11 protein-coding genes and 2 pseudogenes are annotated in these 24946 nt (G+C 55.8%); all 13 read left to right on the top strand.

Translation table 11 applies throughout. The features are described 5' to 3' along the window. Positions 1 to 13 precede the first annotated feature (13 nt). The 13 genes and pseudogenes from CIG75_RS11120 (at position 14) to CIG75_RS11065 (ending at position 24931) form a co-directional block, all read left to right on the top strand. Positions 14 to 1270 carry a nucleotidyltransferase family protein gene (locus tag CIG75_RS11120; RefSeq protein WP_094236717.1) on the top strand — a complete coding sequence of 419 codons (1257 nt, stop codon included), beginning with the start codon at positions 14 to 16 and terminating at the stop codon, positions 1268 to 1270. A gap of 5 nt (positions 1271 to 1275) precedes the next feature. After that, entirely contained in the window at positions 1276 to 2520 is a 1245-nt protein-coding gene (locus tag CIG75_RS11115; protein ID WP_157729512.1) for an MFS transporter, read from the top strand. Between the two features lie 105 nt (positions 2521 to 2625). Then, entirely contained in the window at positions 2626 to 5010 is a 2385-nt protein-coding gene (locus tag CIG75_RS11110; protein ID WP_094236715.1) for a DUF7408 domain-containing protein, read from the top strand. Beyond that, a complete protein-coding gene (locus tag CIG75_RS11105) occupies positions 5007 to 5933 on the top strand; it encodes an ABC transporter ATP-binding protein (RefSeq protein WP_094236714.1) in 927 nt (308 codons plus the stop codon). Before CIG75_RS11110 ends, CIG75_RS11105 begins: the two co-directional genes overlap by 4 nt. Beyond that, positions 5930 to 6814 (top strand): ABC transporter permease, encoded by an 885-nt coding sequence (locus CIG75_RS11100; protein WP_094236713.1) that lies wholly within the window; start codon positions 5930 to 5932, stop codon positions 6812 to 6814. Before CIG75_RS11105 ends, CIG75_RS11100 begins: the two co-directional genes overlap by 4 nt. Beyond that, positions 6811 to 8409 (top strand): hypothetical protein, encoded by a 1599-nt coding sequence (locus CIG75_RS11095; RefSeq protein ID WP_094236712.1) that lies wholly within the window; start codon positions 6811 to 6813, stop codon positions 8407 to 8409. Before CIG75_RS11100 ends, CIG75_RS11095 begins: the two co-directional genes overlap by 4 nt. A gap of 14 nt (positions 8410 to 8423) precedes the next feature. Beyond that, the gene (locus tag CIG75_RS11090; protein WP_094236711.1) at positions 8424 to 9398 is read left to right on the top strand and encodes an AAA family ATPase; all 975 of its coding nucleotides are present in this window, start codon (positions 8424 to 8426) and stop codon (positions 9396 to 9398) included. After that, complete coding sequence (locus tag CIG75_RS11085) at positions 9395 to 10273, top strand: DUF58 domain-containing protein (RefSeq protein WP_094236710.1); 879 nt, start codon at positions 9395 to 9397, stop codon at positions 10271 to 10273. The genes CIG75_RS11090 and CIG75_RS11085 overlap by 4 nt, the downstream gene beginning before the upstream one ends. Further along, positions 10270 to 12090 (top strand): BatA domain-containing protein, encoded by a 1821-nt coding sequence (locus CIG75_RS11080; protein WP_094236709.1) that lies wholly within the window; start codon positions 10270 to 10272, stop codon positions 12088 to 12090. The genes CIG75_RS11085 and CIG75_RS11080 overlap by 4 nt, the downstream gene beginning before the upstream one ends. Beyond that, positions 12080 to 14866, top strand: a complete 2787-nt coding sequence (locus CIG75_RS11075) for a VWA domain-containing protein (RefSeq protein ID WP_094236708.1) — start codon at positions 12080 to 12082, stop codon at positions 14864 to 14866. The genes CIG75_RS11080 and CIG75_RS11075 overlap by 11 nt, the downstream gene beginning before the upstream one ends. 157 nt (positions 14867 to 15023) lie before the next feature. Continuing rightward, positions 15024 to 18470 (top strand): annotated as a pseudogene (locus CIG75_RS21625) (condensation domain-containing protein); the annotation flags it as partial. A gap of 51 nt (positions 18471 to 18521) precedes the next feature. Beyond that, positions 18522 to 20270: pseudogene (locus CIG75_RS21620) on the top strand (amino acid adenylation domain-containing protein); the annotation flags it as partial. Between the two features lie 131 nt (positions 20271 to 20401). Beyond that, positions 20402 to 24931 (top strand): type I polyketide synthase, encoded by a 4530-nt coding sequence (locus CIG75_RS11065; protein WP_227874206.1) that lies wholly within the window; start codon positions 20402 to 20404, stop codon positions 24929 to 24931. Positions 24932 to 24946 lie beyond the last annotated feature (15 nt).

Genomic DNA, 24946 nt, shown 5'->3' with positions numbered 1-24946 from the left:
GGAGTGAACCATTGTGCAACAACAGCTACTTCCGTTTTTGTATCGTCTGGCTCTGACCCCCGATAAGAAAAACGAGGAACTGATCCGCGAATACGAAGGCTTAAAGGAAGAGGTCAAAAAGATCGCCAATGACAACAAGATGATGGTGCCAATCCTGCAATTGGAGCAATCGATGGGACTGCACGAAGACTATACAGAGCGGGTGCGGAACCGTGCGGCTCAGGATGAACTGTTCGCCCAAGTTGCGCAGGTATTAAATGAAAATGGTGTTCGCTATATTCACATAAAAGGCAACGCCATGAAAAATCTCTACCCAGAAGGTTGCCCGCGTCAAATGGGCGACTATGACCTGGTCGTCCCATCGGTCGATGATTTTTGGAAATTGATCGCTTTGATCGAAGGGATTGGATTCGATTACCAAAATGCACCGGCGATTTGTCAGTTGCACGGTGAAGTGGTTGGTGCTGCTGGTTTTTATAAGCGCATCGATGAGAACACGATGCTCGAATTGGAAGTGAGCATCGGCTCTTTTGTCATGGGCGAGGTCAGTTGGCTGTCCGGTGACTTTTGGAGCGAAGCACGAACAACGTTGGTAAATGGTGTAAAAGTTCCGATTCCGTCTGCCGAAGACATGATCTTGATCCTCACCGGAGAATCGGTGGGCAACAAAATTTTTAGGTTGCGCGATGCGGTCGATTTATACTTGCTACTGGAAGCTCCCAACCTTGATTATGTAAAATTGCACGAGCGTTTAAAAGGCCATCATTTGAATATGGAATTCTATCAGTTGGTGCAGTACTATGAGCAGGTTTCCGGACAGAAAGCGAACATCCCCGATTTTATGCTCGAGGGTTTCTCTAATAGATTGTTTGTCAAACAAAACGTATGGCGTAAGCGTCTTTACCATTACATTCCGTACAATGTGGACAACGGCGGTCTGTTCAACGCGCTGTTGCTCGAAGTGCTCAACATCTACCGCAACAAGCTGACGAAACTGGTGTCCAAGCGTGAGAAGTTGAAGCTGGTTCGCTTTTTTGAAAAATTGCTCCCTACGTTGCCACGCTACAAATTGCGCATGATGGCGCATTTGATCCCTGTGCCGAGCGGTACACCTGGCGAATACGCTTGGGTTCGCTTGCAAGGGAAGATGGTCGTCCGCTCGCCTGTCGGTTGGTATGTGACCAGCTGCTTTGGATTGGAAACACGCGAGGAATTGCTCGAACTCGACGCGGCGATCGCACAGCACTGTGCGGCTTCTAGCGGGGAGTGAGATCTGTGAGCACACCGCTTGCTCAGGTCAACTCTGTAGCGAAACCCAAATCGTTATGGCGCAATCGCCAGTTTTTGTACTTGTGGGTTGGCAGTTGCTTCTCCGGGCTGACGTTTCACATTTACACGCTGGGACTGCCGCTGATGATTTATGATCTGTCTCGTTCGACGCTGGCGATGAGTTCGATGGCGGTCATGAACATGTTGCCATATGTGCTGTTTGGCATGTTGGTCGGCGTGATTGTCGATCGCTTCGACCGCAAGCGACTGATGCTGGCTGCTGTGGCGTTGCAAATCGCCATCTTGCTGTTGATGTTCGGCTTGCTCACAGCAGGATTGGCGAAGATCTGGGTTTTGTATCTGCTCGGATTTTGTTTGACGACGTTTGGCTATGTGTTCTCAAACTCAACGACCAGTATTGTACCGCTGTTGATGGAGCGGGAGCACTATGTGTCGGCCAATGCGACGATCAACTTTTGGGGCACTGTGATCTCCATGGCTGGACCTTCGATCGCAGGTAGCCTACTCCTCGTGATGAACTATCGCCTAGGACTGTTGATCACGATCGGTGGCTTTCTGATCCTGTTCATGTTCACTTCGTTGATGAAATTGCCTAAAGTGGAAAAGCCGCCATCGCCAGAAGGGCGTAAAACATCGATTCGTGAGGAGATGCGTGAAGGCTGGAAACAACTGCTCTTGACCAAGGAGTTGTTCACGATCACGCTGCTCGTGCTCGGTGTGAACTTTGTATCTTCGTTCGCTGGTGCGGTCATCGTCTTTTATGCGCTCGATAAACTGCATTTGGCATCAAGTTCACTTGGATTGGTGCTGTCCGCATCGGCGCTTGGCAGCATGTGTTCGACTTTTGTCGCCAAGCCGAGCCTGAAATGGGGACGGCGCGGCAAACTGCTGATCGGCGCCATACTGACGGCGGCGTTGGGTCAGTCGGTGCTGTTTTTATCCGCGCATTGGCTGATTTTGGCCGTCGGGCTGTTCATTCTGGGCGCTGCTTCGACGTTTTCCAACATCCATATCCACACGATTCGTCAGGAAGTGACGCCCAATCATATGCTGGGTCGCGTCTCTGGCACCACGTCGATGCTGGCGCGGATCGCCGCTCCAATCGGGTTGTTTCTCGGTGGGGTGTGCGGGGAATACATCGAGGTGCACTTTATTTTTCTTACGGCTTCGCTGATGTTTTTGATGCTGGCTTTGCTCAGTATGAAAAATAAATTACAGGAGATTTCATAGATGTCGTCTGTGACTTTGCAGACGGCATTTTTTGTTTGCCATTTGTCGAAAAGAATGATATGTTCGAAATAATTCAAAATCCTGTAAAATTCGAGAGGTAGTGGCATGAGGAAAAGGAAACGGACGTGGCGTTTTGCAGCTGTAGCGGTCACGACGGCGTGCCTGTTGACCAGCTTGGCTGGTACCACACTGGCAGACGCTGAAGTAAAGATGAATGTTCAATATGGCTTTGACGGTTCGTTTAAGGCCGGAACATGGACGCTTGTACAAGTCATGCTGGAAAATCAAGAAGGTCCCGATTTTCAGGGACATGTGGAAATTGTAGAGAGAGATGCACAATATGGTACGCCCTCGGGGCATTACGGTTCATTTACGAAACCGGTCGTGTTGCCAAAAGGCACGACAAAACAAGTGCTGCTTGAAGTGCCAGCCTCTTATCTGTATCAGCCGGTCAACGTCAAGTTGGTCGATGAAAAGGGCAAGGTGGAGGCAAGCTACAGCTCCGGAATCGGCAAGCCGATGGAGAACCAATTGCTGATCGGGGCGGTCGCTGCGAAAGAGAATGATTTGACCTTTCTGACCAAATCATCGGGACCGGGTATCGGCGATCGGGTGTACGTGCGCTCGTTGGACGGAACCAATCTGCCGGAGCGAGCCGATTTGCTCAAATCGCTCGACGTGCTGGTGATCAATCATGCGCCAAAAGAAAAATGGACTGTCGAGCAGATGGCAGCGATCAAAACGTGGGTGCAGGGCGGTGGCAATCTGGTCTTGTCCGGCGGCGCGCAGTATCCAGGCGGAGCTGGGCAATTTACCGATCTGTCTCCCGTTGCGATCAGCGGTACCAAAGAGGTGAGCGACCTGTCGGGTCTGGAACAGCTCGCCGGACAGAAGCCAAATGTGGAAACGATCACCGTGACCGACGCGCGTCTGAAGCAAGGGGCGAAGGCGCTGATACAGTCTGGAGACATGCCGCTGATCGCTTGGCAGCACGTTGGGGCGGGCAAAGTGTTTTATGCAGGGTATGATTTGAGCGTCGAACCGCTCGCTTCTTGGGCTGGTAATGAGGAGTTATGGAAACGGGTGTTGGCCGAGCGAGTTGTGTCGAGCTCGATTATCGCGCAATCCGATCGGTACGACCAGTTCCCATATCTGGCCAGCACGGCGGCGAGCTTTCCGAATCTCGTGCCGTCTGTACAGGTGATGGCGCTGGCGTTTGGCGTGTATGTGCTGATCGCAGCGCCCGGCTTGTATCTGTTCTTGCGCCGCAAGAACCGCAGTGAATGGGCTTGGGGACTCATCCCTGTCACATCGATCCTCTTTGCCGCTGGCATCTTCGGATTTGGTTCCTTGGAGCGCGGTACAGGTCCGATCACACAGACGTTAGGGGAGATTCAACTCAAAGGACAAGACGTGGCGAACGTGCTGGCAGTCGCTTCTTTTGTGGTCCCGAACGGCGGCGAGTATTCGGTCGAGGCGCTGGAAGGCGGACGGATCGCACCGATCAATTCGCAGCGTTATATTAATGAACGGAGTCCGAAGTCGCAGATCGTTCAGTCGGGTGATCAGCAGTCGGTGCGTTTTAAAGAAGTGGATTATTTCTCCTCACGGGAAGCGGAGCTGACGACGACACTCAGCGGGCTAGGCTTGGTCGAGAGCGACCTCAAGCTCGACGCGACTGGGAGAATCACCGGGACGCTGGTCAACAAGTCCAAATTGGATTTGGAACGCACCTACCTGTTGCTCGGTGATTCGGCAATTGAAGTTGGCGATCTCAAAGCAGGTGCAAGCAAGTCTGTCGATGCAACGTATCAGTATTCGGCGCCTTCAGCAGGAATGGGAATGTTTCAGATGACGCGAGACCGATTGATCAATCCCACTTACTCGCAGTTTGGGCTCTCGAGAGACATTGAAGAGGAGCGCAGACGGGCTTTGGTCGATTTCGGCTTGCTGCCCTATCAGATGGGTCAAGGAGAGTTGACGCTGATCGGGTTTAGCTCGACCGCGTTTGACTTGTATACGGTCAACGGAGACAAACCGCGTACTGAGATGCGCAGCCTCGTGACGCAAGAACTGAATCTGGCACACAGTAGCGGTCAGATGAAATGGCCGCTTGGGTTGGTGCGGCCGAAGATGATCGCCACCGACGGAGATGTGATCAACAGAAATATCGAACTGATTCTCAACGGCGGATCGATCGATTTGGAGTACAACTTGAAGCAAGCTTCAGGTTTTGTTCCGGAAAAAGCGATGATCGATTTGGATGAGTCGATGTTCTCGTTGCTTGAGAAACGTTATTTCAACTGGCAGACACAGCAGTGGGATAAGGTGAGCGGAGAGCTGTTGACCGCACTAACCTCTGCCGACTTGAAGAAGTACATGTCGCCTGATGGGATGTTCCGGGTGCAATTGCAAGGCAACTCGCAATTGGCAAGCGGACCGTTCCTGCATTTCCCGAGCATGGGCGTGGAAGGGTTGGTGTCACCATGATCCGCACGGTAGGTCTTACCAAAACTTATGGCAAGTACAAAGCGGTCGATGATCTCAATTTGCATATCGCAAAAGGTTCCTGTTTTGGTTTTGTCGGGCCGAACGGTGCGGGAAAATCGACGACGATGTCCGTTTTGGCGACTTTGCTCGAACCGACATCCGGTCACGCGTACGTAGGCGGTTTCGATGTGATGGAAGAGCCGTCAAACGTACGCCAACTGATCGGCTACATGCCGGACTTCTTCGGCGTGTATGACAACTTGACGGCGGTGGAGTACTTAGAGTTTTACGCTGGAGCGTACAAGGTGCCGAAGGAAAACCGCATGGCGCTGATCAAGGATTTGCTGGAGTTGGTCAACCTGTCTGGCAAAGCGGACGCTTATGTTGATACGCTGTCCAGAGGGATGAAGCAACGGCTCGGATTGGCGCGCTGTTTGATTCATGATCCGGAAGTGTTGATTTTGGACGAACCAGCTTCCGGTCTTGACCCGCGTGCGCGCATCGAGATGAAGGAAATTCTAAAAGAGTTGCGGGACATGGGCAAGACGATCCTGATCTCCTCACACATTCTGCCCGAACTGGCCGAAATGTGCGATACGATCGGCATCATCGAACAGGGCAAGCTGATTGCGCAGGCTCCGGTCGATCAGATCGCAGCTCAAGTCGCCGGGCACCGCGTGTTGCGCGTGCGCTTGCTCGACCGCATGGAAGAAGCGGCACAGCTGCTAGAGCAGTCCGAACTGGTCACCCGCGCTGACATCGAAGGCAATGCACTACTCGTCACCTATACGGGTGACGATGCGGGACAGGTGATCCTGCTTTCCGCGCTGATCAAAAACGGCTTGCCTGTGCTGTCATTTGCTGAGGAAGCGGGCAATTTGGAAGAAGTGTTCCTGACGGTGACGAAAGGGGTGGGATCATGATCCAACGGTTGTTGTCGCTGGGGTTTGTGACCAATCCGATCTTGCTTCGCGAGTTTCGGGTGCGGATGCGGACGCCGAAGACGATTGTGCTTTTGTGTTTGTATCTGGCCGTGCTTGGCGGGTTGGCGTTGGCGTTTATTTTCGTCTCGAATATTGGCAATGTGATGCGACCGGGGGAGAACCGCTCCATTCTGATGGCTGTGGCGATCATCCAACTGGTGTTGCTTGCCTTCATCGCGCCAGGCTTGACTGCAGGGGCGATCTCCGGTGAGCGGGAGCGTCAGACATTGAATATCCTGCTGACCACCCATCTGTCACCGTTTAAGATTTTGTTCTCCAAGCTGGTCTCGTCGATGGCATTTTTGTGGCTGGTGTTGTTTTCTACGCTGCCTTTGTATGCGATCGTGCTCCTTTACGGGGGCGTGCAACCGATCAAACTGCTGTATATGTTCGGTTTCTATCTGGTCATCATTATCTCGTTTGGCGTGATCGGGCTGTTTTGTTCGACGTGGTTCAAGCGAACGGGTATAGCTGTGGTCGTGTCGTACATGGTTTCGCTGTTTTTGCTAGGCGGGACTGCGATCATAGGCGAAATGATCAACGCCTTTTTATCCGCGCTGACTGGCAACTACGGACAGCGTCCGAGCTTGATGTACATTACGGCGCTCAACCCGATCATGAACATTTGGGGACTTTTTGATTCAGACGCCTATTTTTTCAGTAGCGGTGGTAGCAATCTGCTGATCATGCCTCCGTGGTTGTATTTTACGGTGGTCTACCTGGTCGCTGCGGTCTTGCTGATGTGGCTGAGCGTTCGGTTGTTGACACCGGTCAAGCGCCGCAGCGGTGAGAAGATTGTGCAGAAAGAGGCTTCGCAATGATTCCGCGCGAATTGATCACCGGGCTCAACCCGGTTCGACGGCGGTTGTGGATTCGGCAAACGATCAATTATACAGGACTTGGCGTACTCGGCGGTCTGGGAGCAGCATGTTTGCTGCTTCTGATCGCCCGTTTCGTTCCTATGCTAAGCAATGAGCTGTGGGCGGGTGGCTTGGTCGTCTGTGGGGCGCTAATCGGTGTGGTATGGAGTTGGGCCACCCCGCCGTCTTATCAGCAGGCGGCACAGGAGGTCGATCGCTATGGGCTGCAAGACCGCGTGAGCACCGCGCTTTCCTTTGCAGAAGATGATTCGAAGATCGCAGCGCTACAGCGCCAAGAGGCTGTCGGAATGCTGCTACAATTGCGTGCGGAAGTTCCGCAGATTGTGAAGCTTAGCGTGCCACGGCGGGCGGCAGGCATCTTGCTTGTTCTGGCGCTGATGATGTCGGCGTTGACCATCTGGGACAATCCATTGAACCTGGTGGCAAAAGAGCGTCAACAGGTGCAAAAAGATGCGGAAAAAGTCGCAGAGGAAGCAAAAAAAGCGCTGGAGGCGGCGAAGAAAACGGCAGCGCTCAGCGAGAAAGATCAGGCCAAATTGGACGCAGCGAAGGAAAAACTGCTCGAGGAGCTAAAGGAAGCGAAGACAAAAGAAGATGTGGAGCGGGCGCTCGCGAAGGCACAGCTCAAGGTCAAAGCGCTGGAAGACGAGTTGGCTCAGCGTGAAAAAGACCTCGCCAAAGCAGGAGCGAGTCTGGCCCAGTCTGAAGCGGCGAAGAAACTGGGCGAGGCTCTGCAGAAAAAGGATTCGCAAGCGGTGCAAAAGGCGCTGGAGCAGATGAAGGAGCAGTTGTCGGCGCTGAGCGAGGAACAGCGCAAAAGCTTGGCCGAAGCTTTGGCTAACGCAGGCGGGCAAGCATCCAACCAGGAGTTGCAACAAGCTTTCCAGATGGCGGCACAGGCGATGCAGCAAGGCGATTTGCAGCAGATGCAAAATATGCTCGGCTCGCTGGAAAACATGCTGAACGGTTCGAGCGGAACGCAGACCGCAGGGTTGCAACAACTGGGAACGGCCCTTGCCGCAGCGAACGGCACGCCGAGTGGCGTCTATGCCAGCGCAGGCGGGACAGGGCAGCCTGGCGACTCTCCCGGTTCGTCCGCAAACGGTGGACAGAACGGGTCAACAACAGGCTCAGGCAGTGGATCGCAGAACGAGGGCGGTTTGGGAAATGGAAACGGGAATGGCTCCGGTAGCGGTTCAGGAAATGGGAACGGCAATGGCAATGGTTCCGGAGGCAATGGCTCGGGAATCGGTGGTTCCGGCGCTGGCAACGGAGCGGGCAGTCGGGAGTGGGTGATGGTTCCGGCCGGAGAGTTTGGTGTCGGCGAGCAGGGCAGCGATGGGAGCGGTCCGCTCGGGCAAGGCTCCGGTGAGATGATCTCTGGTAGCGGACAAGTGACGCCAGGTGTCGTGCGCCCGTACAAAGAGGTATACCGCGAATATGCAGATTATGCCCGAGAAAGTGTGGATCGCAGCTCGCTTCCCTTGAATGAACAGGAACTGGTGCGCGATTATTTTTCGGAGATCGCTCCGTAGGAGGTACTGGATTGATGCTGGAACAATTGCAAACACAGCGTGATCGCATGAATGAAGTACGAGGCGGCATCGCCAAACAGGTGATCGGTCAGGAGAACGTGGTGGAACAGGTGCTGTATTGCATCCTCGCCGGCGGTCACGCTCTACTTGAAGGGGTACCTGGACTCGGCAAAACTTTGCTCGTGCGCACGATGGCCGATGTGATGGAGATGAAATATTCGCGGATTCAGTTCACTCCCGACTTGATGCCAGCCGATATTGTCGGCACAGAAATCCTGCGTGAAGAGCCGGGAGAAGGCATGAAATTCGTCTTCCAGCAAGGCCCGATTCATGGCAACCTCGTCCTAGCGGACGAGATTAACAGGGCCACGCCGAAGACCCAATCCGCCCTGCTTGAAGCGATGCAGGAAGCGGCCGTCACCGTCGGCGGGCAGACGCGGAAACTGCCCAAGCCATTTTTTGTCCTCGCCACGCAGAACCCATTGGAGTTGGAAGGTACCTATCCGCTTCCGGAAGCGCAACTCGACCGCTTTTTGCTGAAGATTCAGGTGCCGTTTCCGACGCGTGATGAACTACAGCAGATCGTGCAATTGACCACAGGTGCTGCGCAAGGCGCCTTGCAAGCCTTGATTTCGGGCGAGGAGATTATCGAAGTGCAGGATTCGGTTCGCGAGCTGTTGATCACGCCAGAATTGGTCGGGCAGGTCGTGGAACTGATCTTCCGCTCCCAGCCTGACCAAGACGGTGCATCTGAGGAAGTGCGCCGCTATGTGCGCTACGGCGCGGGACCGCGTGCAGCGCAGGCGATTGTGAAAGTTGCCAAAGCTCGTGCCTTTTTGCATGGACGTCTCAACGTGTCGGGCGAAGATATTCGCGAGGTGGCGGTGCCCGCACTGCGCCATCGGATCGGGTTGAACTATGAAGCGGCAGCCGATCAGTACAGCGTAGAGCAACTGATCTTGCACCTGCTCAAGAGCGTGGGCTTATGAGCAAAGGGTTTCTGACGCCTGCGTTTCTCGCCCGCCTCGAGCGGCTGCGATTGCAGGTGCGGGACATGCCAAGCCATCGCGGTGGGGCGCGGCGTTCGAAGCAGCTCGGCTCGTCTGTCGAATTTGCCGAATACAGACCCTATCTGCCGGGCGACGACCTGCGCCATCTGGACTGGCGGGCGTATGCCAGATTGGGCCGCCTGTTTTTGAAAACCTTTTTCGATGAGCGCGATGTGTTGCTGTATCTGATGGTCGATGCCTCTCGCTCGATGGATTTTCACGGGAAATTGCTACAGGCACAGCGCTTGGCGGCGGCGATCGGCTACCTCGGACTTGCTGAAGAAGACCGTGTGGAAGCGCTGATCTTTGCCGACCGAGTGCGCGGTAAATTGGAACGGCTGATGAGCAAGCAGTCGGCGCATCGACTGTTTGCCATGCTCCAGCAGGCCAAAGCGCTTGGGGAGGGAACGGAAGGGTCGCTTCAGTGGTTGGTCCGCTCCGCGATGCCGACCGAGCCCGGCGTGGTGGTGATCCTGTCCGATTTTTTGTTCGCTGACGGGTATGAGGACGCACTGAAGCGGCTACAGGCTGCACAGCATCAGGTGGTTGTCATACAGATTTTGTCTGCGGAGGAACTCGATCCGAGTTACGCGGGCGATTTGCAGTTGGTGGACAGTGAGAGCGGAAAAGGGCTGGATGTGGCGCTGTCTCCCTTTGTGCTCAAGCGGTATCGAGACACGGTGACCGCTTATACGGCAGAGCTCGGCGAGTTTTGCCGTCGGCGGGGCATGTATCATGTGCTGGTGCCCGCGGAGGAAAGTCTGGAGGCGGCGCTGTTTGGCCGCCTGTTGCGGACGGGGGTGATCGGACGATGAGCTTGGTTTCACCGTGGATGCTTTCTTTTTTGGCTGTGTTGCCCGCGATCCTGATCTTATATTTGTTGAAACGGACCTATGAAAAGGTGACGGTGCCGAGCACTCTGCTCTGGGGGCAGGTGCTCCGCGAGATGGAAGCGAACCGTCCGTGGCAGAAGTTGCGTCGCAATCTGCTGTTGTTGTTGCAACTGCTGCTCGCTTTGCTGTTGGCACTGGCCTTGGCGCGTCCCGCGCTGAACGGGGACGGTCCCGTGGCCGACCACACGATCGTCGTGCTCGATCTTTCGCCCTCGATGGCAGCAAAAGGGCAAAACGGCACGCGGTTGGAGGTGAGCAAGCAACAGGCGGCCGAGTTGATCGGCCGATTGACACCTCCTCAACGGATGACGTTGATCGCCATGGGGCAAGAGCCGCGAGTTCTCGTCTCGACCAGCGATCGGGCTGAGTTGGAAAATCGGTTGCACGAAGCTGGACAAGAGTATGGCAAAGCTGACTACGAAGGGGCGTTGTCACTCGCTGCTGCACTGTCGGTACAGGAGCCGTCAAGCGATGTCAGAATCTATTCGGACGGCAACTGGGGCATCGAACCGGCGATGTTTCCAAAGTTCGGACGCCAGCCGACGGTGGAAGCGCCGAGCGTCACCGCCAATCTCGGAATCTACTACGCGGCGGGACTGGTCAGCGGTACACAGGGTCAGTTGGTCGCGACGGTGAAAAATGATGGTGAGGAAGCGATCACGACAGAGGTGGAAGTGCTCGATGAGCAAGGTCAGGTCGTGGATGCGAAGCAGGTGCAGGTCGCGGCGGGCGGCCAAACCCCGCTGACCTGGTCGCATCTGCCCGCACAGACGCATTATGAAATCAGGTTGCAAGGAGAAGACTCGTTCTCCTTGGATGACCGAGTGACCGTTTTGCCACAGGTGAGCGCGCAAAAAAAGGTCTGGTTGTACACCACAGGCAACCTCTTCTTGGAAAAAGCGCTGCGCATTGGCGGCGGAACCACAGTTGAACGCGGGTCCGACCCGGACGTTCCGCCAGATGATGCTGCGCTGTATGTCTATGATGGTGTGATTCCTAAAACGTGGCCCAACGGAGCGGTGCTGCTGATCAATCCTCCACAGGGGGATGGAGTTTTGAAGGTGGGCGATCTGGTCGAGCCTGGAAAACTGCAGGCGGCTCAGCTCGATTCGCCGCTTTTGCAGCATGTGGAGCTGGAGCGCATTCATCTGAAAGCGGTGCGAGAAGTAGAAGCCCCACCTTGGCTGCAGACGGTTGCGAAAAGCGGTGAACGGCCGATGTTGCTTGCAGGTGAGCACGAAGGACGGCGCGTCGCGATGCTCCCGTTCGATCTGCATCAATCAGACCTGCCACTGCTTCCTGCGTTCCCGATCCTGATCAAACAGATAAAGGAATATCTCATGCCCAGTTCAGGCACTGCCCTCGGACAGGTGACGGCAGGAGAGCGCGTGGCACTGTTGCCGCCCGTACGTGAACAGGGATGGAAGGTGACCGATCCGAGCGGTGAGCAACGAGTGGTGAGCAAAGCGATGATCGAGCAGGGCTTCAAACCTGCTCTGCCAGGGCTATACCGCTTCCAAGGCAAGACGGCCGAAGAGGTAAAGCTGTTGGCGGTCACCATCCCTGAAGCGGAGTCGAAGCTATCCTTGCAACGCACAGCACTGCCGACTGACGCCACGGAAGAGCGAGGCGCATCGGATCAGGCGCAAAGCGGGCAGTTCGAGATCTGGCGCTACCTGGCGTTCTTCGCGCTGTTTGTGCTGTTTGCTGAATGGGGGGTGTACAAGCGTGGGATTTGATCTGTTGCACCCTTGGTGGCTGTGCTTACTGCTTCCGGCAGGCTATATGATGTACTGGTGGTACAAAGGGGAGCGCAGGCTGATCGGCGCCCGCAAAAAGACGGCCGCCGTCTTGCGCACCTTGATGTTTTTGCTGTTGATTTGCTCGGTGGCGGGCTTGACGCTAAAAGCGCCCGTCAACCATCAGGAAGTGATATTTGTCGTCGATGAGTCGAAAAGTATCACCTCGCAAAAGCAGGCGGTGGCCTTCGTGCAAGCGGCGATTGGTTCGAAGCGGCTGGACGATGGGTATGCCATCATCGGCACTGGCGAACGCCCCGCCGTCGAGTATCCGCTGAGCACCGATCTGTCGAGCACATTTGAGCTCGGCGGCGTGCCAAACAAGGATTTTACCGACCTTTCCGCGGGGTTGCGTCTCGCCCAAGGTTTGATCAGCGCCGATTACCAGCCCCGCGTCGTCTTACTCTCGGACGGTGAACAAAACTTAGGCGACGCAGTGCGCGAGGCCGGCTATCTGAAAGAGCGCGGCATTCGTGTGGATGTTTCCTATCTCGCCCGCGAAGTCGGCGCGGAGGTGCTGGTGAAAAACGCCTCCGTGCCAGCCACGCTCTATCAAGGGGAAACGTTTTCTCTAAGCGCTGTGGTGGAAAGCACGGTGGAAACCAGCGCGACTTTGCAAGTATATGAGGATAACAAACCGATCGCAAAAACGCAGTTGCAAGTGCAAAAGGGCGAAAATCGCCTGTCGATTCCACTGCAGGCGACCGATTCCGGATTTCATCGCTACCGAGTCGAAGTGCTGCCTGCGGAGGACACGGAGTCTGTCAACAATACTGCATACGCCTACGGAGAAGTGCTGGGCAAATCGGCGGCCCTGATCGTCGAAGGGACGCCTGGTGATGCGAAGTGGCTCAGCGAAGCACTGCGCGCGGGCCAATTTCCGCACCGGATCGCGACGGCAGAAACGATGCCGAAAACGCTGGAGGATCTGCGTCGCTATTCGGTGATCGTGCTCGCCAACGTCTCTGGCGTGGATCTTGCCGAATCGGTACAAAAACAGATCGAAAGCGCGGTGCGCGATTTTGGCGTCGGCTTGATGATGACAGGCGGCGAAGATTCCTTTGGCCTCGGTGGCTATTTTGACACGCCGATTGAAAAAGCGCTTCCGGTCTACATGGATCTGCGCAACCAGCAAGAAATTCCATCGCTCGGCCTGATGCTCGTCATCGACCGCTCCGGATCGATGGGCACGGATAAGATGGAGTTGGCCAAAGAAGCGGCCCGCCGTTCGACTGGAATGCTAAAGGCGCAGGACACGCTTGGCGTTCTGGCCTTTGATACGACCAACTGGTGGGTGGTCGAACCGACCAAAGTGACCGATCCCAAAGAGCTGCAAAATAAAATCTCTGGGATCGTCGCAAGCGGTGGGACCTCGATCTATCCAGCTGTAGAAGCGGCGTTCAAGAAACTACAGGATGTCGATACGAAACGCAAACACATCATTTTGCTCACCGACGGTCAATCGCCGGAGGGCGACTATGACGGGTTGACGGCGAAAATGCGGGAAAAAGGCATCACGATGTCAACGGTCGCCGTCGGGGAGGATGCGGATCAAGGTTTGCTGGAGAAGTTGGCAGAAAAGGCGAAGGGCCGTTTCTACTCGGCGGTGGACAGCGCCAGCGTGCCAATGATCTTCTCAAAAGAGACGGCGCTGGCAGGCAAGACCTACATCGAAGACAACCCGTTTACGCCGGGGATCGGGCAGTCCAAGGAACTGGCTCCTCTGTTTGCAAAAGGGCTTCCCCAGATCAACGCGCATATCGCCGTCACCGCAAAAGAGACGGCCGATGTGGTGCTCGCCAATCCGAAAGGCGAACCGGTGCTAGCACGCTGGCAGTATGGACTAGGCAGGGCTGTCGCATGGACGTCCGATGCAAAAGGGGTCTGGTCCAACAACTGGTCGGCTTGGAGCGGATCGAGCGCGTTTTGGAACCAGTTGATGACGTGGTTGTTGCCACAGTACCAGACGGACGCGTTCGACCTGCGCACAGCCATCTCGGGAGGGAAAGGCGAACTGTCGATCCGCTTACAGCAACCGCTCGCCACAGGCGCGGTGCTCAAGGCGGAAGTGGTGACCGGGGAAGCGATGAAAGAGGAGGTGCCGCTTTTGTTAAAAGCTCCGGGCGAGTATGTCGGCCATTTTAACGCCAACCGCCCAGGTACCTATCTCGTATCGGTCGTCGAAGAGCAGGAAGGAAAAGTGCTCAAGGCGGCATCCTCGGGAATCGCCGTGGCCTACTCTCCGGAGTACGATCTTCCGAAAAATGGGCAGGAGACGCTGGCCGCGATCGCTCAGGCGGGTGGCGGTCGGGTGCTTGATGACCCAACGGATGTATATGCCGACAATCTGCCCCCGAAATGGTCGGCACGGGACCTTTCCTATCTGCTCCTGCTCTTGGCCGCCTGTCTGTGGCCGCTCGATGTGGCCGTGCGCCGGGTACATTTTTCCACCTCGAGGTTGCAAGCGTGGCGTGCAGCAAGGCAACAGCTCAAGGCCGATCATCACGAGCAATCGAGACAACAGCATGTGGAGCAGAGCTCTGCGATGCAAGGTCTAAAACGCAAAGCGGAAGGGGCAACGGAGCGCCGCACAGGCAGTGTGACGCAACCTGTGAAAACCGCGCCGCCCAAGATAGAACCAGCATCACCTGAACCGTCGAAACAAGCGGATTCGTCAACACTGTCCAAATTACTGGATAAGAAGCGCAAGAAATAATGAGCACCGTCTTCCTTTGGGAGGACGGTCTTTTTATTTGGGGTTGTAGATCGCGGAGGTAGGCCTTTTTCTATTAGAAGGTATTTAGAAATAGAAGTTGTATTATTTAAAATAGAGAAACGGTTCGAAATAGAATCGGATACGGAGGCAGGACACGATGGCGGAGACTTCGACGATCTTTCATACACTTGTGGAATTGTTGCGCTGGCGGGCGGTGGAGCAGCCTGAGCAGTTGGCTTATACGTTTTTGCTGGAAGACGGGAGCGAAGTAAGCTATACCTATCAGGAACTGGATCAAAAGGCGCGGGCGCTCGGCGCGGTCTTGCAGGGCGTAGGCGCAACGGGTGAACGTGCGTTGTTGCTTTATCAGCCAGGGTTCGAGTATCTGGTCGCCTTTTTTGGATGTTTGTACGGCGGGGTGCAGGCCGTTCCAGCCTATCCGCCGCGACAGAACGGGAATTTAGATCGCTTGCAGGCGGTGGTGTCAGATGCCGAAGCTAAATTTGCGCTGACCACATCGGGGATTTTGCCTGGAATTGAGCAGCGTTTTGCGGATACGCCTGGATTGCAAAAAATACAATGGATCGTGACCGATACGCTGTCCCAACAGCTGTCGTCCACTTGGGTTGAGCCAGTGATCGGAACGGAGTCGCTTGCTTTTTTGCAATACACATCCGGTTCGACATCCGCACCGAAAGGCGTGATGTTGAGCCATGGCAATCTGCTCCACAATTTAGCCTTGATGCAAGAGCGTTTTGGCATCACCAAACAGACGGAAGGCGTGATTTGGCTGCCACCGTATCATGATATGGGCTTGATCGGTGGAATCTTGCAGCCGCTGTATGGCGGGTATCACATGTCGCTGATGGCACCCGTTTCCTTTATCACCAAACCGGTGCGCTGGTTGGAAGCCATTTCACGCAAAGGGGCGACGTTAGGCGGCGGGCCAAATTTTGCGTACGACCTGTGCGTACAAAAGGTCACACCGGAGCAACGCGATGCACTCGATCTGAGCAAGTGGGAGAACGCGTTTACCGGGGCTGAGCCGGTGCGTCCGGAGACTTTGGCGAAATTTGCTGATTATTTTGCTCCGGCAGGGTTTCGCAAGGAGGCGTTTTATCCCTGCTATGGCTTGGCGGAAGCGACGCTGTTCGTGACGGGCGGTGTGCGGCAGGAACGGCCGATCGTGCGGGATTATGACGGGGAAGGGCTGGAACAGAACCAAGTCATTTTGGTAGATGCACCGAATGATACGACACGAACGCTGGTCAGTTCGGGGCGTGTGGCGTTGTGCGAACAACAGATCGCCATTGTCAACCCAGACACGCGGATCACCTGTGCAGAGGATGAAGTCGGCGAAATCTGGGTGTCTGGGCCGAGCGTGGCACAAGGCTATTGGAACCGTCCAACGCAGACCGCAGAAACGTTTGCAGCCTATCTGGAGCAAGACGGCGCGGGGCCGTTTTTGCGGACGGGCGATCTTGGCTTTGTGCATGAGGGTGAGCTTTATGTGACGGGGCGATTAAAAGATTTGATCATCATCCGCGGGCGCAATCACTATCCGCAGGATCTCGAGTTTACGGTCGGCGAATGTCATCAGGCGATCGCCGCAGGTTTTGGTGCGGCTGTAGCGGTGGAAGTGGACGGTGAAGAGCGTCTGGTCATCGTGCAAGAGGTTGAACGGACGCACCGCAAGTCGAATCTGGAAGAAGTGACGACAGCAATCAGGCAAGCGGTGGCTAAGCACCATGAGCTGCAAGTCTATGCGGTGGTGTTGATCAAGCCGGCCAGCATTCCCAAAACTTCATCAGGGAAAATTCAGCGCCATCTGTGCAAAGAGCGATTTGTGCAGGGCGGATTGGATGTGCTTTTGCAAAGCACGCTCGATGGAGTGACTGCGAGCACAGAAGATTTGGCAGTGAATCAGGGTGCAGGCTTAAATCGCGAGCAACTGTTGACGTTGCCTGCGGTCGAGCGGCAAATGGTACTGGAGACGCATTTGCTGGAAAAAGCGGCCGGGGTGCTCAAGATTGCGGCTACGCAATTGGCGAATGACCAGTCGTTAAATGCGGTTGGTTTGGATTCGTTGATGGCCGTTGAGTTGAAAAATGAGTTGGAGGAGTGTTTCGGCGTGAGCGTGCCGTTAGCACGGTTGCTCGATGGGCCGAGCGTGGCGGAGTTGGCCGGAGATGTCCTTGAGCAGGTGGTGGCAAACGCTGGCGACGGACGTTCTAGCACTCCGATCACCGTCCATCCAAATGAGCTGTCCTACGGTCAGCGTGCGCTGTGGTTCATGCAACGTCTAGCTCCAGAATCGTCCGCCTACAACATCGCCCGCGCGGTGAGCATTCCAGGTGCGTTGGATCTGGCGGCGCTGAAACGGTCCTTTGAAGTGTTGTTGAGTCGGCACCCGCAATTGCGGATGAATTTTGTGATGCAGGACGGCGAAACTGTACAGAAAATGCAGGAGTACAACGTGTTGTATTTTGTCGTCGAAGATGCCACACATCTGAGCGAAGGCGAGTTGGCCGAACGGTTGTCGGTCTATGCCCACCGTCCGTTCGATTTGGCGCGTGATTCGTTGCTGCGCGTCTATCTGCTGAAACGTTCGGAGCAGGAACATATTTTGCTGCTTTCGATGCACCACATCATCGTAGATTTCTGGTCGCTCGCCGTGCTGGTCAAGGAACTGCGTGAGCTGTACCCGTTGATGCAAAGCGGCTCATCGGTCGAAGTGGGGCAGCCAAACGACAGCTACGGCGAACATGTTGCGCGTCAGGCGGAGCTGCTCGCAGGAGTGCGCGGTGAGGAGCTGCTCGCCTACTGGAAAAAGCAGCTCGGTGGGACATTGCCGCTCTTGAACCTGCCCACCGACCGTCCGCGCCCTCCGGTGCAGACCTATCGCGGTGATTCAAGAAGTTTCCGCGTGACGAAAGACGTGACGCACCAGTTAAAACAACTCGCCCAAGCGAACGGGGCCACACTGTACATGACACTGCTTGCGGCGTTCCAAGTTCTGCTTTATCGCTACAGCGGGCAGGATGATCTGCTCGTTGGATCGCCAACCGCCGGCCGCAGCAGTGCGAAGTTTGCTGATACGGTGGGGTATTTCGTCAACCCGGTCGTGTTGCGGGCAGACTTTCGCGATCAGCCTTCCTTCAGCGAGTTTCTGAAACAGGTGCGCCTGACCGTGTTGGCAGCGCTGGATCATCAAGACTATCCGCTCCCGTTGTTGGTGGAAAAATTGGCCCCAAAACGCGACTTGAGTTACCCCCCGCTGTTCCAAGCGATGTTTGTTCTGCAAAAATCACATCTGGACAGCGACGGCTTGACCGGACTGGCGCTCCAAGATTCGACCGTTCGTTTAGAAGGAGCACTTCCGTTCGCAGGCTATCCATTGGCTGGGCAGATGGCACAGTTTGACCTGACGTTGACGATGACTGAGCATGATGGGGAACTGTTGGCTTCGTTTGACTATAACAGCGACCTGTTTGATGCGGCTACGATCGAACGCATGTCAGGTCATCTGACCGAACTGCTGCGCGGGATTGGCGAAGCACCGGAGCGCAAAGTTTCGCAAATGCCGCTCTTGACACCTGTTGAGCGCGAGCAAGTGCTGTATGGCTGGAATGATAGTCAAGCGAATTTCGCGTCGGAACTCTGCTTGCATGAACGCTTTGAACAGCAGGTGGAGCGGACGCCTCATCGGGTAGCCGTGGCGTATGAGGAACAGTCGTTAACCTACGCGGAGTTGAACGAAAGGGCCAATCGGTTGGCCCATTACCTGCGCTCCTGCGGTGTCGGGCCGGATGTGCTGGTCGGACTGTGCGTGGAGAGATCGCTGGAAACGATCATCGGCGTGCTCGGGATCTTAAAAGCAGGCGGTGCTTATGTGCCGCTCGACCCGACCTATCCGCCGGAGCGCATCGCTTTTGTGCTGGAAGATGCCAGCATCTCGGTGCTGTTGACGCAGGAGAAATATCTGTCGATCCTGCCTGAACAATCGGCGCGAGTGATCGCTCTTGACCGCGACGAGGACGAGATTGCCGTAGCGAGCGGGGACAATCCGCCTAGTATAGCGGCGGCGAATCACTTGGCCTATGTGATTTATACCTCGGGATCGACGGGCCGACCGAAAGGCGTTTTGATCGAACACAGCAACGTGGTGCGACTGTTAGATGCTACCGACCATTGGTTTCAGTTTGATGAAGAGGATGTTTGGACGCTCTTTCACTCTTATGCGTTCGACTTCTCGGTCTGGGAGATCTGGGGCGCCTTGCTGTTCGGGGGCAAACTGGTTGTCGTGCCATACGAGGTCAGCCGCGATCCGCAGGCGTTTTACGGGCTGGTGGTGCAAGCAGGCGTGACGGTGCTCAACCAGACACCATCCGCATTCCGCCAACTGCTCGCAGCTGAGGAAGCGGTCGGCGTATCGCCCGATCTTGCGCTGCGCTATGTGATCTTTGGCGGGGAAGCGCTCGATTTGCCAAGTTTGTCACCTTGGTATGAGCGGCACGACGAACAAAAAACGGTGCTGGTCAACATGTATGGCATCACCGAAACGACCGTCCATGTCACCTATCGCGCGCTGTCGATGCAGGATGTGCAGACGGCTGTGGGGAGCGTGATCGGCGGGCCGATTCCCGATTTGCAAGTATATGTGCTCGATGAGCAAGGACAGCCGGTACCGATCGGGGTGCCAGGCGAACTGTATGTTGGCGGTGCGGGATTGGCCCGAGGGTATCTGAACCGAGCGGAGTTGACAGCTGAGCGCTTCGTGCAAAATCAATTTGGGCCAGGGCGATTGTACAAGTCGGGTGACTTGGCGCGTTTCCTGCCGGACGGGCAGTTGCAGTACCTCGGGCGCATCGACCATCAAGTGAAAGTGCGGGGCTTTCGCATCGAGCTTGGGGAGATCGAAGCGGCGTTGGAACAGCATCCGTCTGTGCGCGAAGCATTGGTGGTGGCGTGGGACGAAGTGCCAGGTGAGAAGCGTCTTGTCGCCTATGTGGTCGCCGATCGGAGCTTGACAGGCGGAGACTTGCGAGCCTATGTGAAGGAGCGGTTGCCAGAGTATATGGTGCCATCCGTGTTCATGCAGATCGACGCGTTCCCGCTGACTGGCAACGGAAAGGTCGATCGCCGTGCCTTGCCTGCGCCAGAAAGCGGTCGCCGCGATGTGAGCACCCAGTATGCCGCTCCGAAAAATGAGCTACAGCGACAATTGGCGATCATTTGGCAGGAAGCGCTCGGGATCGAGCAGGTCGGCATTTACGATAATTTCTTTGACTTGGGCGGACACTCGCTGTCTTTGGCGAAGGCGCACCATGCCATTCAGGAGCGACTTTTGCACACGTTCTCCATCGTGGAGATGTTCAAGCATCCGACGATCGATGCGCTGGCCAGTTTCTTACACCAAGGTGACGAGGTGGCCGAACCACGGCTTGGCGTCGAACAACTGCGCGACAAGGCGAGTCGGAAGAAGGAGGCGCTGAACAGGCAGAAACAGTTCCGAAAAGACAGGAGGAAGTGACGTTGACAGCGAGACAGTCTTTGCATGGAATTGCGATCATCGGGATGGCCGGACGTTTTCCGGGCGCAAAAAATACGGCTGAGTTTTGGCATAATTTAACGGTGGGAACGGAATCGATCCGTTCCCTGACCGAGGAGGAACTCAAGGCGGCGGGAGTAGACTCGGCGCTTTTGAGCGATCCCTTTTATGTCAAGCGGGGAGCGGTGCTGGAAGGGGCCGAACTGTTTGATGCGGACTATTTCGATTTTTTGCCTAAGGAAGCGGAAGTGACCGATCCGCAACAGCGTCTGTTTCTAGAGTGTGCCCATGAGGCGCTGGAAGATGCAGGTTATGATCCACAGCAGTTTGCAGGTGCTGTCGGGGTGTTTGGCGGCACGGGTCGGAATACGTATGTGAATCATATTTACGCCAATCCGGAGCTGGTGCAGGCCGTCGGAAAGTATGGGGCATTGATCGGAAATGATGCGGACTATCTGGCGACGCGCGTGGCCTATAAGCTCAACCTGCGCGGGCCTGCCTTGACGGTGCAGACCGCCTGTTCGACCTCCATGGTCGCCGTTCATTTGGCATGCCAGAGCCTGTTGACCTATGAGTGTGACATGGCGCTGGCCGGAGGTGTGGCAGTAAAAGATCCGCAGGTCGAAGGCTATCTCTATCAGGATGGTGGGATTCTCTCACCGGATGGACATTGCCGGGCGTTCGATGCGAAGGCGCAAGGGACAGTTGTTGGCAATGGCGCAGGCGTTGTGCTCTTGAAGCGATTGGACGAGGCGGTGGCGGATGGCGATCACATCTATGCGGTGATTCGCGGGTCGGCGGTGAACAATGACGGTTCTGTAAAAGTCGGCTTTACGGCGCCGAGTGTAGCCCGGCAAGCGGCCGTGATTTCGGAAGCGTTAGCGATGGCAGAGGTCGAGGCGGAGACGATCTCCTATGTGGAGGCACATGGGACGGGAACGACGCTTGGCGACCCGATTGAGATCGCGGCACTGACGCAAGCGTTTCGGGAGTCGGGTGTGGCAGGGAATGGATTTTGCGCGGTGGGGTCGGTCAAGACGAACGTCGGTCATCTCGATGCTGCGGCCGGGGTGACCGGTTTGATCAAGACTGCACTGGCTTTGCAACATCGGGTGATACCGGCGACCCTACATGTCGAGGAGCCGAACCCGCAGATCGATTTTGCCAACTCGCCCTTTTACATTAATGGCGAGCAGCAGGCGTGGCAGACGAAAGGCGTGCGCCGGGCTGGAGTCAGCTCGTTTGGCATCGGGGGGACGAATGCGCATCTGATTTTGGAAGAGGCTCCAAGCCTAGAACAAGGGAGTGCGGCAAAAGGGCATCAGTTGCTGATGGTTTCGGCAAAAACGGACTCGGCGTTGGAAGCGCTTTCGTCGCGGCTGGCCGATGAGTTGGAACGCCATCCGGAAATCGATCTTGCCGATGTGGCCTATACGCTCCAAGTGGGGCGGACGTTGCATGGACATCGTCGGGCTGTCGTTTGTCAGGATGTTCCAGCGGCGTTGCGCGCGTTGCGGGACCCTAGCTTGATGCAGACTCGGGTGGTCAGCGAGAGTGCGGAGCCTTTCGTCGTGTTCCTTTTTTCTGGGCAAGGGGCGCAATATGTGAACATGGGGCAAGAGCTGTATGCAAGCGTGCCTGCGTTTCGTGAAGAGGTTGATCGCTTGGCCGCATTGGCGGCGTCGCATCTAGGCTGTTCACTGCTCGAGATTTGGGCACGGGAGGACTTGCATCAGACGCAGTATGCGCAAGTTGCGTTGTTTGTCTTTGACTATGCGCTCGCCAAGCTCTGGCAGGCTTGGGGGGTGGAACCGCAGGCGATGATCGGACACAGCATCGGTGAGTATGTGGCGGCGGTATTGGCTGGCGTGATGTCGCTGGAAGAGGCGCTGGAACTGATCGTTGTGCGCGGACGCTTGATGCAGGACATGCAGCCAGGGGCGATGATGGCACTGGCGATGGGAGAGGCGGACGTTCGAAAGCTGCTGGCAGAACGTGATGGAAGTGCGGAGTCAGCGCAGCGAGAAGCAGCGTTTGATCTGGTTGAAGATGGTGTGGAGGTGCAGTCGTGGCAGGCTCATGAGGCAGGGGTGACGGCAGGAGCAGGGACCGACTCTTTGTCGATTGCATGCGTCAATGGGGTAAAGGCGACAGTGGTCGCTGGGCCATTTGCCGCGATCGAGGCGCTGGAAGTTCGTTTGGCGGCGCGGGGTGTGACCTATCGCCGTCTGGAAACGTCGCATGCGTTTCATTCGGAGATGATGGAGCCGATGCTGGAGCGCTTTGCAGCGGCTGTATCGCGAATGAAGCTGAGCCCGCCAAAGAAGCGATATCTGTCCAATCTGACGGGAACGTGGATCACGGCAGAGGAGGCGACCGACCCCAGCTATTATGTGCGCCATCTGCGCGAAACGGTGCGCTTTGGCGAAAATGTGGGGGCGGTGTTACAGGAGCCAAATTGTGTGTTTTTGGAAGTCGGGCCGGGAAGGTCGCTTACCACGTTGGTCAAAGAGGTGCACCCCGTGGTGCTGGCGACGACACGCCATCGGGACGAAGGACAGTCGGATGTCGCATGTTTGCTCAACTCCGTTGCGCAATTGGTGTTGCACGGCGTACATGTAAACTGGCAGGCGATGCATGCGGACGAACGTCGACTGCGTCTGTCTTTGCCGACCTATCCATTTGAGCGACGGAAATTCTATGTAGAAACGGGCGCAAAAAAACCGTTTCGTCAAGCTGGCAAACTGGCCGATCGATCCGAATGGTTTTATCTGCCGCTGTGGAAACAGTCAGCACCTGTTTTGAAAACGGAACACAATTCATTGTGGCTGGTGTTTCTCGACGAAGACGGATGGGGTGACAAACTGGTTCGCCAGTTGCGTGATGCGGGGGAGGATGTGTGTACCGTAGCACAGGGTGAGGAGTTTGCTGTGCTGGAGGGTGGCCATTTTACGCTCAATCCCACGCAGCGAGCGGACTACAGTCAGCTATTGAAGCAGGTGATGCCCTCGAAGATCGTCCAGCTCTGGAACTTGGACGCTCCTTCACAAGATGCCGGATTCTATTCGATGCTCTTTCTCACACAGGCGCTTGGCGAGCAACAATCAGGAAGAGATTGTCAGATTTTTGTTGTCACCAATCGTTTGCAGGATGTGACAGATGATGAGGTGCTTCACCCGGAGCGGGCCACGATGCTCGGGGTGGTGAAAGTGATTTCGCAGGAGTACCCGAACCTGATGTGCCGTGCTGTAGACGCGGTGCTTGGTAAACAGGAAGATCGGCTAATCGAGCAGTTGTTGGCTGAGTTTACTGCGGACGATGCCAAAGAAACTTTTGTCGCTTATCGTGGAAAGCACCGCTACGTGCAGACGTTCGAACCGATCCGTATTCCCGATGCCTTGCAAAACTTGAAGTTGCGCCAAGGCGGGGTCTATCTGCTCACAGGAGCGGGTCATGCGCTGGGCAAAGTGTTTGCGGAACAGCTTGCCCAAACGGTCAAGGCCAAATTGATCTTGGTCGCTGCTCCCGGCACGCCGCGGGCCGTTGTGGATACGGAGCATCTCTTCTTTCACGCCGACGTCGCAGATGTTGAGCAGATGGAATCGGTTGTGGCGCAGGCGCTGACAACTTTCGGCGAGATTCATGGTGTGCTTCATGCCGAAGAGGTGATCGGCTCCGGCCTGATCCAGCTGAAGACAAAAGAGCTGGCAGATCGTGTGTTGCGTCCGAAAGTGCAAGGAACGCTCGTTTTGCATCAGGTGCTTCGCAACTGTAAACTCGACTTTTTCGCCCTCTTCTCGCGAACGATTTCCTTCACGGGCGGTTTTGGTCAGGTGGACAATGCGGCGGCGAGCGCGTTTTTGGATGCTTTTGCTCGCAGTCAGCCGGACGTAGTGGTCGTCAATTGGAGCGGCTGGCAGTTTGATGCGTGGCAGGCTGCGCAGACGATGATTTTGCCAGAGCTGCAAAAGCATTTACAGCAGTTGCAACTGCGATTTGGTTTGTCGGCGGAAGAAGGGCTTGTGGCGTTTGAACGCGTGTTGGGCAGCGGCTTGAAGCAGGTGATTGTGTCCACCCAAGATTTTCAAACGGCGCTGGAAGAGCTGTCATTTTTCCATACGTCCGCCTACCTCAAATCTTTGCCCCAGACTGCTCCGATTGCGGGAGGCGATCTTTTGCGGCCCTACATGGCGCCGCGCAATGAAGTGGAGCAGACGGTGGTGGCGCTCTGGCAGGAACTGTTCACCTTGGATCGAGTTTCGGTGCAGGACAATTTCTTCGAGTTGGGCGGTAACTCGCTGCTTGGCGTGCAATTGGTGATGCGCCTGCGTCAGACGTTTGGATTGGATGTGCCGATGAGTATGCTCTATGATTCCCCGACGGTGGCAGGTCTTGCGCAAAGCATTGTCAAGCAGCAGATCGAACATACCGAATCGGACGAGTTGGAGGCGATGCTTCTAGAGATCGAGAGCTTGTCTATAGAAGAAGCCCAAGCGATCTTGACTGGGAAGTAGTGACACTGCTTTATG

It is taken from the genome of Tumebacillus algifaecis (assembly GCF_002243515.1).
Taxonomy (GTDB): Bacteria; Bacillota; Bacilli; order Tumebacillales; family Tumebacillaceae; genus Tumebacillus_A; species Tumebacillus_A algifaecis.
This window is presented reverse-complemented; position numbering and strand designations above follow the sequence as displayed.

What these genes read in the sequence shown, in the direction of transcription:
- CIG75_RS11110 (WP_094236715.1), top strand. Translation starts at nt 2,626, where the DNA reads ATGAGGAAAAGGAAACGGACGTGGCGTTTTGCAGCTGTAGCGGTCACG.
- CIG75_RS11105 (WP_094236714.1), top strand. Translation starts at nt 5,007, where the DNA reads ATGATCCGCACGGTAGGTCTTACCAAAACTTATGGCAAGTACAAAGCG.
- CIG75_RS11100 (WP_094236713.1), top strand. Translation starts at nt 5,930, where the DNA reads ATGATCCAACGGTTGTTGTCGCTGGGGTTTGTGACCAATCCGATCTTG.
- CIG75_RS11095 (WP_094236712.1), top strand. Translation starts at nt 6,811, where the DNA reads ATGATTCCGCGCGAATTGATCACCGGGCTCAACCCGGTTCGACGGCGG.
- CIG75_RS11090 (WP_094236711.1), top strand. Translation starts at nt 8,424, where the DNA reads ATGCTGGAACAATTGCAAACACAGCGTGATCGCATGAATGAAGTACGA.
- CIG75_RS11085 (WP_094236710.1), top strand. Translation starts at nt 9,395, where the DNA reads ATGAGCAAAGGGTTTCTGACGCCTGCGTTTCTCGCCCGCCTCGAGCGG.
- CIG75_RS11080 (WP_094236709.1), top strand. Translation starts at nt 10,270, where the DNA reads ATGAGCTTGGTTTCACCGTGGATGCTTTCTTTTTTGGCTGTGTTGCCC.